The 9800-nt window shown below is 31.9% G+C and carries 9 protein-coding genes; 4 read left to right on the forward strand and 5 right to left on the reverse strand.

The genetic code is table 11. From position 1 onward, the window contains the following. The coding region (locus CKF58_RS08345) for a hypothetical protein (protein ID WP_222987655.1) at window positions 1-797 on the forward strand (797 nt) is incomplete at its 5' end. After that, a complete protein-coding gene (locus CKF58_RS01565) occupies window positions 778-1041 on the forward strand; it encodes a transposase (RefSeq protein WP_119530236.1) in 264 nt (87 codons plus the stop codon). The genes CKF58_RS08345 and CKF58_RS01565, both read left to right, overlap by 20 nt. 719 nt (window positions 1042-1760) lie before the next feature. Here CKF58_RS01565 and CKF58_RS01570 read toward each other — a convergent pair. Next, window positions 1761-2954: an LptF/LptG family permease gene (locus CKF58_RS01570; protein WP_119530237.1), complete on the reverse strand. Its 1194-nt coding sequence runs from the start codon at window positions 2952-2954 to the stop codon at window positions 1761-1763. Then, window positions 2954-4279, reverse strand: a complete 1326-nt coding sequence (locus CKF58_RS01575; protein ID WP_119530238.1) for an LptF/LptG family permease — start codon at window positions 4277-4279, stop codon at window positions 2954-2956. The genes CKF58_RS01570 and CKF58_RS01575 overlap by 1 nt, the downstream gene beginning before the upstream one ends. Before the next feature lie 285 nt (window positions 4280-4564). Between CKF58_RS01575 and CKF58_RS01580 the strand changes: the two genes are divergently transcribed. Further along, entirely contained in the window at window positions 4565-5998 is a 1434-nt protein-coding gene (locus CKF58_RS01580) for a hypothetical protein (protein ID WP_119530239.1), read from the forward strand. A gap of 52 nt (window positions 5999-6050) precedes the next feature. Here the strand turns inward: CKF58_RS01580 and CKF58_RS01585 are convergent, their stop codons facing one another. Continuing rightward, entirely contained in the window at window positions 6051-6728 is a 678-nt protein-coding gene (locus tag CKF58_RS01585) for an N-acetylmannosamine-6-phosphate 2-epimerase (RefSeq protein ID WP_119530240.1), read from the reverse strand. Window positions 6729-6890: 162 nt separating this feature from the next. Here CKF58_RS01585 and CKF58_RS01590 point away from each other — a divergent pair, with 162 nt between their 5' ends. After that, a complete protein-coding gene (locus CKF58_RS01590) occupies window positions 6891-7445 on the forward strand; it encodes a VUT family protein (RefSeq protein ID WP_119530241.1) in 555 nt (184 codons plus the stop codon). Between the two features lie 38 nt (window positions 7446-7483). Here the strand turns inward: CKF58_RS01590 and nagA are convergent, their stop codons facing one another. Together nagA and nagB are read right to left on the reverse strand one after the other, a co-directional pair. Then, the gene (gene nagA / locus CKF58_RS01595; protein ID WP_119530242.1) at window positions 7484-8665 is read right to left on the reverse strand and encodes an N-acetylglucosamine-6-phosphate deacetylase; all 1182 of its coding nucleotides are present in this window, start codon (window positions 8663-8665) and stop codon (window positions 7484-7486) included. Window positions 8666-8680: 15 nt separating this feature from the next. Next, on the reverse strand, window positions 8681-9520 hold the full coding sequence (nagB, locus tag CKF58_RS01600; protein ID WP_119530243.1) for a glucosamine-6-phosphate deaminase: 840 nt from the start codon (window positions 9518-9520) through the stop codon (window positions 8681-8683). Between the last annotated feature and the right edge of the window lie 280 nt (window positions 9521-9800).

Here is a 9800-nt window from a genome sequence, read left to right on the forward strand (position 1 = left end):
TCATTTTTGGGGTACAGCTCCCCCTTCCAGAAAGAAAAATTAAAGTTTTTAGAAAGTTAGGAAAGAAATATGCTTATCTTAAAGGTAATTACAAATCTGTAAATGGAAAACCTGGAAGAGAAGATGACATTTGTTTAGGTCGCTTAACTCCTTGTGGAAAGGGAATATATGCTAATAAAAAATATTATGAGCTTTATAATTTAGAAGCTCCAGCTGATTTAGATACTAAAACTCGATCTATGGTTGCGATGATTGATCCGAGATTCCCAGACTTTCATATTGAACTACCTGAACTTAATGCTGAAGCAAAAGAAACTAAAAGTAGTAAAACTACCAAAGCAATAAAAAGTACAAAAGCTGCTAAATCTACACCAAGCACTAGAAACAAGTCAGTAAAAGCACAAACACCTACTGAATATTCTTCAGAAATTGCTCGAGAGAATTTGCATTCAACAATGCAAGCAGAACTAGCTACCATTATAAAAACCCATTTTACGGAAAATGCAGAACTAATTTTAAGCCTAGCGGAGTATCTAGGCACGAATAACAACTCTTTAGCAGATTACCAAGAATGGGCACAAGAACAACAATTAGATGAGAAACTGCAAGTCTGTGAACTCGATATTCACAAGCTTTTAGAGAGTATTACGCACGAGAAAATCTTAAGCTTTATGTATGATTGGATTAAAATACATGAAGTAAATGAGCTTGTTACTTATGATTTAAACCTTAATTCTCTCCGTGATAATAAAGTTACTAAGTTGGAATATAGTTTTAATGCTGAACGAGAGAGCTGAGCAAATTAACCTTGCTCTTTTAATAAATCACAAGAGTAAATTACCTATGTTTTATGAGGTTTATACAGCAAATGTAAACGATAAAACCTATTTACCTTATCTTATATCTAAATGGCAAGAAATATACCATTCTCCTATTTATTTAGTAATGGATCAAGGATCTTTAAATGAGACCTATTTCTTTAGTCTAGATAAGATGAATATTAAATTCATCTCTACAATGAGTAAAGATCTTAAAGAGTAAGATAACTTACTAAATGCCGCTAATCAAAAAGAATTTACCTATGATGAAATTATCGACATCGATAAAAACATTAGAGGAAGAGTATATAACTCTAGTTATTTAGGTACTAAGATAAACGCCCATGTTCTATTTAATCTCGACAAGAAAGTAACAGAATCTCGCAAATTAATTGTCAAAATAAACAAATACAAACAAGAACTCCTAGAAAGTAATAAATCAGTATCAAAAGCTATACTTAAAAAGTACTTTATCGCAGTTAAAGATACTACCGGAAATACCACTTATCAGGTGAATGTTGAAAGTATAAAAGATGAAGAAAGTCGCTTTGGTTATTCAGTTCTTACCACCAATGACTTTGAACTAGATACAGCAAAGACAAGAAATCTTTTATCAAAGCAAAGAAACTTACTCAAAAGAGTTCAATCGACTAGCAAACTTACTTTGATCTCATATACCATCATCTGATGATTTAGATATAGCTAATGCAAAACTATTTATTGCTTTTATAAGTTTAATACTTCTCTGTCAGAAAAACAGTAACTATAATTAATAACTGCGCGTTGTCCTGTATCCAATCCTCTCAAAGTATCTAAGATATCCATGACACAAGATACTTAAAGTGTCTTTGCCTCATATAGATCTTCAAGTCTGGAGCTTGAATTAAAAATAATTTAACAAAAATCCATATGGAAAAAGCTGCTAATATTAGCAGCTTTTTCTTATTTGCGTTTTGAGAGATAAAAACCGTAAATCATGAAAATCATTGATGGCATAAGAGCTGCTACTATAGCAGGAATACCATAATTCATTAAAAACGGTCCTACTGTATTATTAAGAATAAAGAAGATTAAACCTAAAATAACAGCATAGAAGATCTTAACTAACATTGAAACATTACGTACATTACCAAAAATATTAGCAGTAGCAACATACATCATTACAAAGAAGCTAAAACCAGAAAGAATTTTTGACCAGAATAAATACTTAAATGAATTTGAATTCTGATTAGTTTCATCAAGGAAGTTAATATAACTGTACAACGAAGTTAAAGTGTAGTTATTAGTATCTTGGTTAACTAAACTTAATTTGTCTGGAGTTAAATCAGTCTTCCAATAATAATCACTGTATAGTTTGACTGTAAAATTATGCTGATCAGCTAATTCTTGAGATAAAAGTGGCCAAACCACATTAGCATTGATATTAGCCTGTTCAAGGTTTTGTTGAATTTTATCTTTTTCTTCTTGGTTAAATGTTACAGTGTCATCTTTTTCTAACGAATAAACTTGCGCTTGATGCATGATCCACTTTTTATCTTGCTCATCCCAACTAGCATTATCACTAATTAAAATACGAGCTAAATTATAAGTTTGTTCATCATATTGTAAAACAAAGATATTCGTTAATTTAGCATTAGCACCAATTTTCGCATAAATAAACTCCCCATTTGTTTTTGACCATAGGGTTTCATTTTGGCGGAAAAAGTTACCATTTTTTAATTTAGAATTTTTCATAGTGTAAGCATATGAAGTCACTTGAGGTGACACCCATTGCTGAATTGCTAAATTAAATAAAGAAAAAGGAACAATAAACCATAAAAGACCAAGGAAAATTCTTAGGCGAGATACTCCCACCGATTGCATAATAATCAATTCGCTATTACCAGCCAATTGCCCTAAAGCAATCATTGCTCCTAATAACCCAGCCATAGGGAAAAAGGTATTAATATCAGGAGCTGCCAAACAAATCGAATAAATAATGGCATCGGCAAGTGTATAAGCTTCTTTACCAACATGTGATAGTTCTTCAGTAATACGAATAATTAAGCTGAATACTACTAAACCTAAGAGAGTAAAGGCGACAGTAATACTAACTTTTTTTACAATATATCTGTCGAGTATTCTAAAAAAGACCATTACTGCCCTCCTAAGAATTTTCTAATACCGCTAATCACACGGTTTTTCTTAAATGAAGTTCTTTCGCTTACTAGAATATAAGCTAAGGCAAAGTAAATAATGTTAGTAATTATAAAGATATAAAACGTACTATCTATAACCTTACCTTTATTAATCACTGTACTTAAAGAATTCATTACTAAAAGGTAAATAAAATATAACGAAGTAGAAATAACTACGTTCGAATACTTACCTTTACGTGGATTTACTTTACCAAATACAAAACCTAAAATCGCAAAAACATAAACTGAAACCGCACTCATTAAACGAATAAAGATTTCGATATAAATAAGAGGGTTACTTTTATCAGAGCTTATTAATTGCGTTACAGTTTTAAATTTATAAGCGTCTAAACTACTATCTTGCGGCACTATACCAATACGTAAAACTAATTCTTTAAAATTAATTTTATACATTTTGGTTAGGCTATTATTTAAGAGCTCTTTTATTTGCTCATAGTCGTATTTCTCTGAATTGAAAATCAGCGTCCCTTGTTCCGTTTTTTCTGGACGTAATAAAGATTCAATTTGTGCTTGTTGCATAGGATTTAAACTATGGCTCGTTAGCTCTTCTTTACTCTTAGAAGCTTGAGCTGTTGCTAAAGCCATTAAATTTTCATTAATGGTTGTATAAACGTCTTTATTTAGCTCTTTTGAAAAAAGAGTACCATTTTTAAGGACAATTAAACGTTGATCTTTTTCAACTTTGATTTCACCCTCGGCACTCATTATAAAGTTAAGAGTATTCGTATTATCTAGGTCAAAAACGTAAATCCCTAAAGCTTTATTACCCGTAACTTTATTAACAAAAAGAATGTAATCTGTAGCAGGAATTTCTGTAAAACTCCCCTCACTAATTAGTGAAAAGGTTGGGTTTTTCTTAAAGTACTGCACTTGACTACGGTTTTCAACCTGTAGCATAGGGGCTATCCAAAAAGCGTTTACCAGTGCTATGGCACAAATAATCGTTGTTGGTACCATTAGGGTTTTGATTACTTGTCCATAAGATAGACCACAGGCATACATTGCATTCATTTCTTGGTTATTATGCAAACGGATAAAAGTAAATAACACCCCAAAAAAGAAAGCAAAGGGTAAGAAATACTGCAACATGGTTGGCATATTTAAGAAAATATACTTAAACACAAATCCTACAGGGATATTTCCTCTTGTAACTTGTGTAAATGCCAAGATCATTTGCTGGGCAAAGAAAATTGAGAATAAAATTAAAAACGTAACAATAAACGTTTTTAAGATATTGCGTCGTAAATACTTGAGAATAATCATTTATAAGTATTATATAGGCGTAATTTATAAATAAAACCGGTAACTATCACTAACTTAAGTTTGATAGTTCCGGTTAATTATATCATTAGAACCACTAGTAAGTTGCGACCAATGTTTAACAAATGCTTACTTAATGGTATAGGTGTTGTAAAAAAGCGTTAAACTCGCTATTTTTATTAGATTTTTCGTGGCGAGAGTGTTAAAATTTTAAGAAAGTCTCGCTTACAAAGCCTTGATCTTAATATTTCCATTTTTAACCCCTGATATCTTATCTGAGGATTGTTTATGGCTTTAGCCTCTCTCTTACAAAAAGCTCAATTATTTAGAAAAAATAATTTCGCTTTATATCTTGGAGCTGCTTTATTATTTGCAGTTACTACGCAATTTTACCTAGCGATTATTGTTTTACCTCTTATCTTATCAGCCTTTCAGGTAAAAATGGATAAAGAGTATGGCAATGTATCTTCGCAAAGAATGTTTTCTAAAACACCTTTCCAAGCAATTTTCTTTGCATTTATTTTTGCCGTAGCAGTTAGTTTTGTGGTTTATGTTTTTAAACACAGTGTTGACGGTTTAATTTCTTATTTAGTATTTTTCGTAGCCTCATTTAATATTTTTGCTTTCTTAGCAATGTGCTTTATGGGAGCTTCATATTTATCATTTATCAATAGTGATAAAAAATATCGTCGTGCTTATCTTTATGGCTTATCACTACAAATCGGTCGTAAAGGTTTTATTTCGATTTTAAGTACTTTTGGTTTAATTGGTACTCTAGTAGCTACTTTATTAGCTAAATTAAACCCAGTATTCTTAGCATTTATTATTTTCTACTTTGTTTTAGTATTACAATCGATCCTTTATTTACTATACAATCAGATTTACAAAAATCACACTAACCAAGAGTTAGAAGAACTAGAAAATAAATTAACAAGTAAAAACGATAGATCTGTATTCTACAGTTATTTCATTACTGAGAGTTACCGTAATGAAATTACCATGAAAGTAGATGTTGAAACTACTGAAACAGAACCTGCAAATGCTTACTTAAATATTTTTACCGGTAAGTATTTTGAAGTTAAACAAATTACCAAAAACTTTGGTTTATTATTCTTACCTTTTACCTACGGTTATTTAGGTAATCGTCTAGTAACTATTATCTGCCAAGTAATTCCTGGTACTTTACAAGCTCTTTACACTCTTTACGATGAAGTTAAATTCTTAATTAAAGAAAACACGCAAAATGTAGAGCAAGAAAAAGAAGAGCAAGACAATGTAACTGGTAAAGAAGAAAACCAAGATAAAGCAACCGCTTCAAATGCATCAGATACACAATCAGCTAAAGAACAAGATTTATCATCTCAGAATAAAGAAAGCCCTCTTACTCAAGAAGACAGCCAACCGCAAGAATCTTCTACTCAAGCTCAAGAGCTTGATAAAGAGCAAGTTTCGAATACTGAATCATCTGATGTTAATAAATCTGAAGTTGAATCTAAAGATGAAGATATATCAGAGCAGCAAGATGAGCAGCAAGGTGAACAAGCTGATACTTTAGAATCACAAGTTGCAAGTTCAGAACTTGCTTCACAAGAACAAGAAGCTCCATCTAGTGTAAAGCAAGAACATGCTTTAGATAAAGCTAATGACTTTGTTAGCCCATTTGCTAATCCACAAGCAGATAATCAAAACGACGAAGATAAAAATCTCAATAAATTGACATAAATTTAAATCCCAAGCTAATGCTTGGGATTTTCGTTATTTTAAAAGTTAATTTTTATTTCGTTTTTGTAGCTTGAGCAAATTTATCAGTCATTACTTCTAAGCGCGTTAATACAGTGCCAACAGTAACACAATTCGCACCACATGCTATTGCTTTACTAACATCTTCAGGGGTATTTAATCTCCCCTCTGCCATTACGAAATAGCCTTTTTGAGCAAAATACTTAATTAAATCAAAATCAGGTAATTCGGGTACTGGTCCACCTGTATAACCAGATAAAGTAGTACCTATAATATCAGCTCCATGCTCGGCACAAAAATCACCATCAGCTTGATTTGAACAATCAGCCATAGCTAAACAACCTTGTGCATGAATAGCTGCAATTAAATCTTCGCGACTAACCGGACGAATTCGATCAGTACCGTCAAAAGCAATAATATCCGCTCCAGCTTGAGCTAGACGCTCAACATCATGTAGAAATGGTGTAATTCGCACAGGTGAATCATCAAGATCATATTTAATAATACCTATAACAGGTACTTTTAAATGACGGCGACTATGTAAAAGTTTATCTACTCCTTCAATACGAATTCCTGCAGCACCACCATTTACAGCTGCTTGAGATAATAAACTTACACATAAAGGATTATCTAAAACCCCATTATCTACAGGTTGTACACTGACAACTAGATTACCATTTAAAGCTTTTAATATTTGTTGTTTATTTTTCATAACTAGCTTACGGGTTAATAAAAGCTAGAAAAAAGCATTAGTTTATGCTAATATGATACGGATTTTTTCTCCAATCCGCCTGCATAGGATTTCTAGCCTATAGTGGGTTAATAAAAATTATTAATCATCTTAAGGGTATGCCTTTTGATGAGAGGATTTTATATGAAATTTATTTGGATCTTCGGCTACGTACTATCTGTACTATTAGCCAATGCGACCTTAGATGCTTTTATTCCATTACCATTGTATGGACAATTATCTGTAGGTACGCTGTTCTTTGCTTTTATCTTTACATTAAGAGATAGAATTCACGGTTACGGTATTCGTTACGTTTTTCTAGCAATTGCTTTAGCATTAATTGTTACAGTAGTATACTCATACATTGAGCAAGTACCACCACGTTTCATTTTTGCTTCATTCTTATCTATTGCTGCTGGAGAATTAGCTGATACAGTAATTTTCCAAAAACTAAAACGTAATAACTGGTTAGTACGTTGTTTAACTTCTAACATTGTATCAGTACCATTAGATTCTTTTCTCTTTACGTTCTTAGCTTTCTATGGCATGGAAGATTATCCTCTATCCATGTTATTCCAAATTATCTACGCCGATGTAGTAATTAAATACTTAATTGCTGCTATTATTGCCTTCCCTATTTATTTCTTAGGAAGACAAACACTTTTAGCTCATCATCAACGTGTAGAAAACCAGAATTAATTTTAAAACGCGCTAGTTATCTAGCGCGTTTTTCGTTTTTATTGATGATAAACTTCTTTACCATTTACGTAAGTAGCTTTAATATTGAACTCATCATCAAATACAGCTAGATTAGCAAATGCTTCCGGATATAAAGTACCGATTTGTTTTTCCATGCCAATGTGTTTAGCTGGATTATAAGTCACTAAACTTAAAATTTCTTCAGTACTTAAATCAGAATTTTCTTTTAGACGCGATAATTGGCTATCCATAGTAATTGCAGAACCAGATAAGCAGCCAAATTCATCATAGCAACCTTGATTAATTACTTTAATAATCTTATTAGCAAATTTAAATTCAGTTACATCAGTTCCGGCTGGAGTTACTGCGTCAGTTACGATAAAAATGCGATCTTTCTTAACTTTTAATGAAAGATTTACTAAAGGCCAGTTTACATGCACCCCATCTACAATTAATCCCGGACTAATTTCAGGAGATTCATAGATTGCTCCAATTACGCCAGGAGTTCTACCATTAGTAATTGAAGTCATTGCATTGAATAGGTGGGTTGCACTTTTTACCCCAGCATTAATAAATTCTTTAGCTTTTTCATAAGTCGCATTAGTATGACCTATTGATACTAAAATACCGGCATCAAGTAATTGCTTAACTAGAGCTAAATCATTTTCTTCTGGGGCTAAAGTTAGCATTTTAATAATGTCTTTATATTCAAGATATAAATCTAAATCCACTTGTTGCATTGGCTTGATATAAGCAGGGTTATGCGTACCTTTTTTCTCAATACTAATATGCGGACCTTCGATATGAATACCAGGAACACTAGCCACTAAATCCGGATTAGCTTGTTGGAAATCCGTAATCACCTCTAAAGCTTTACGACGAAATTCAATAGGACTAGTAATCAACGTAGGTAAAAAGGTGGTTACCCCATGCTTCACATTACAAGAATGCATAGTATTTAACGTCTCAAATGATAAATTTTCAAGTGTTTCGTTAAAATTAGCTCCACCACAACCATTTACTTGTAAATCAATAAAACCAGGAGATAAATTTAAACCATCTAAATTAATTTCAAGGTATTGATTGGTAGGTTTGATTTTTTCATTGTACTCATTAGTAAACACTACTTTTTCGATTTTATTGTCGTCAACAAGGACAACAGCATTAGGTAAATATAGTGGAGAGTACACTTTCGCATTAACAAAAGCTAATTTAGTCATAATTCTAATCTTCCTTTATAGACATTCAGCAAATACTGTTAGGTCTTTTGTAAAATCATATTCTTGTTGTGGATCAATATGTTCTATTTCTCTAAAGTATTTAAAAGTTTTTAACGTTAATTCATTACAAGCATTTTCATCACACACAATCATGGCATGCTTGTGCATTTGTAACGCTGAAATGGTCCACAAATGATTCACACTTCCCTCAACAGCTTGTTTTATTGCTTGGGCTTTATTAATACCTGTTGCTAAAATCATAATGCGTTTACTATCTAATAAGGTAGCAACACCTACAGTTAAAGCATATTTAGGTACTTCATCTAGATTTGTAAAAAAGCGTGAATTTGCAATGCGAGTTTGTTGAGTTAAAGTTTTTAATCTTGTACGAGAACTTAAAGATGATCCAGGTTCATTGAATGCAATGTGTCCATCTACTCCCACACCACCTAAAAATAAATCTATTCCGCCATAAGACTTAATTTTATCTTCGTAAGCTTGGCACGTAGCATTGATATCTGTTGTCAAACCATCTAGTAAGTTTATATTTTCGGCAGGAATATCTATATGATTAAATAAATTTTCATGCATAAAGTAGCTATAACTTTGAGGATGATCAGGTGCTAAACCTAAATATTCATCCATATTAAAAGTTAACACGTGTTTAAAGCTTACTTTACCTTGACGATAATATTCAATCAAATATTTATAAGTCTGAACAGGAGTACCACCTGTAGGTAATCCCAATACAAAAGGTCGGTCTGCGCTAGGATTAAATTTATTAATCATATCCACAATATATTTAGCACTCCAATGTGCAACTTGATCTTCGTGGATTAAAGGAATCAAACGCATAAAATTTTGCTCCTATATAACTAAGTGACAAAAACTTACCTCTCTTATTATCTTACTAATGGCGCACTAGTGCAAAAAATTTGTGTAAAAGTGCGACTCATGACCACTTTTTTCGAAGCTTTACAAAAATTAACAATATTTCAAAAGTAAGCTAAGAATTAAAAATAAACGCTATTATCCTTTATTTTCATTTTCAGCTAATTCTAACTAACAAAACTTTGAAAAATAAAGCAGATTAATAATTTTTTTTAGGTTAAAATATATTTAGTTACTTTGTCCA

The organism is Psittacicella hinzii (genome assembly GCF_003585935.1).
GTDB lineage: Bacteria > Pseudomonadota > Gammaproteobacteria > Enterobacterales > Psittacicellaceae > Psittacicella > Psittacicella hinzii.